We start from the raw sequence: 1,621 nt of genomic DNA on the forward strand, positions 1-1,621 counted from the left end.
CGACGTTGCGCGCCCGCCCCTCGCCTTCCAGCACCTCGGCGGCGCCGCCGCGCACCAGCACCCGCCCGCCGTACTGCGTGATCACGGGCGTGGCGGCGCGCGCGTAGCGCGCGTAGGCCTCCTGGTCCGTCACGTCCACGCGCGCGATGATATAGCCCTTTGGCACGGCGCTCAGGCCGCCGTCCGTTCCGGCACCGCGTCCCGCAGCTCCGCAAGATGCCGGCCGGCAACGTAGCCGAAGGTGAGAATGGGCCCGAGGGTGATCCCCGCCCCGGGATAGGACCCGCCCATCACGCTGGCCGCGTCGTTTCCGACGGCGTAGATGCCGGGGATCGGCACCCCGTCCGCGCGAAGCACGCGGCAGGCGGCGTCCGTCAGCAGCCCGTTGAAGCTACCCAGGTCACCCATGACGAGCTTGACGGCGTAGAACGGCCCCTTCCTGATCGGGCCGACATTCGGGTTCGGCTTGTGGTCGGGATCGCCGAGGAAGCGGTTGAAGGCCGTGCTGCCGCGGCCGAACTCTGGGTCCTCGCCACGCACCGCGCCCTCGTTGTAGCGCGCGACCGTCGCCTCCAGCCCGGCCGCGTCGATGCCGGCCCTGCCCGCCAGCTCGGCCAGCGTTCGCCCGCGCAGCAGGTAGCCGTTTCTCAGGTGCGGCCCGAGCGGCATAGGTGCCGGCTTGACGTGGCCCAGCCCGTACTTCCGCAGCGTCGCGCGGTCCGCGATCAGCCAGGCGGCCGTCTCGGCCTCCCCCTCGCAGGTCCGCTGCATCGCCTCGCCCACGTCGTGGTAGGAGTTGGACTCGTTGCAGAAGCGTCGCCCGTGGCGGTTCACGAGGATGACGCCGGGCTTGTAGCGGTCCACGAGGTGCGGGAACACGCCGCTCCGCCCACCGCCCAGCGGCACGCGCGAGACCGGCATCCACGCCGCCGCGTTGGGGTAGCCCTCCTCCACCGCCGCCCCAGCCTTCTCCGCCAGCGCGACGGCATCGCCCGTATTGCCCGTGGGCGAGGGCGACAGGTGCTCTCCCCCGCGCCGGACATGGGCGTAGGTGCGGGCCAGCCGCGTCAGGTCGTGCGGGTGGCCGCCCGCCGCGAGTACCACCCCGCGCCGGGCGAGGATGCGCCGCTCTCCTTCCGGTCCGCCCACCACGGCGCCCCTCACCCGCCCGTCCTCGATCACGAGGGACTGCAGCGGCGTCTCCGTCAGGATCGGGATTCCCAGGTCGAGCGCCGACTTCGCCAGGCGCGCGGCCAGCGCATTGCCACTGGTCAGCTGCACGCCGCGCCGGTACAGCGCCAGCTCCTTCATATGCGCCGCCAACCGCCGCGCCACGTAGAGGGCCGAAACGGGCGAGCGCGTGACGTTGAAGAAGTGCTTCAGATCGCGGTTGGCCGAGTTGAACATCATGCCGAGGAAGGTAATCGTCTCCAGCGGCTTCCGCAGGCGGCGCATCTCCGGGCCGAGGCGGCGCGCATCGTAGGGAAGCGGCGCCACGGAGCGGCCGATCGAGATCCCGCCCTCCCGGTCCGGATGGTAGTCCGGATACTCGGCGAGGGCGAACTTCACCTCCGTCTCGCGCTCGAAGAACTCCAGCATCCGCGGCCCGTTCTCCAGGAAG

2 protein-coding genes are annotated in these 1,621 nt (G+C 71.9%); both read right to left on the minus strand.

Annotated features, from left to right (window positions below; translation table 11 throughout):
* Nucleotides 1–166 (minus strand): DUF1330 domain-containing protein (locus ACO1BU_RS37215; protein WP_424140880.1); only part of this gene is annotated, 166 nt, incomplete at its 3' end.
* A gap of 5 nt (nucleotides 167–171) precedes the next feature.
* Nucleotides 172–1,621: FAD-binding protein (locus ACO1BU_RS37220; protein ID WP_424140879.1), on the minus strand; the 1,450-nt coding region annotated here is incomplete at its 5' end.

Origin of the sequence: Roseomonas chloroacetimidivorans (genome assembly GCF_049629625.1) — a bacterium.
Taxonomy (GTDB): domain Bacteria; phylum Pseudomonadota; class Alphaproteobacteria; order Acetobacterales; family Acetobacteraceae; genus Roseomonas; species Roseomonas chloroacetimidivorans.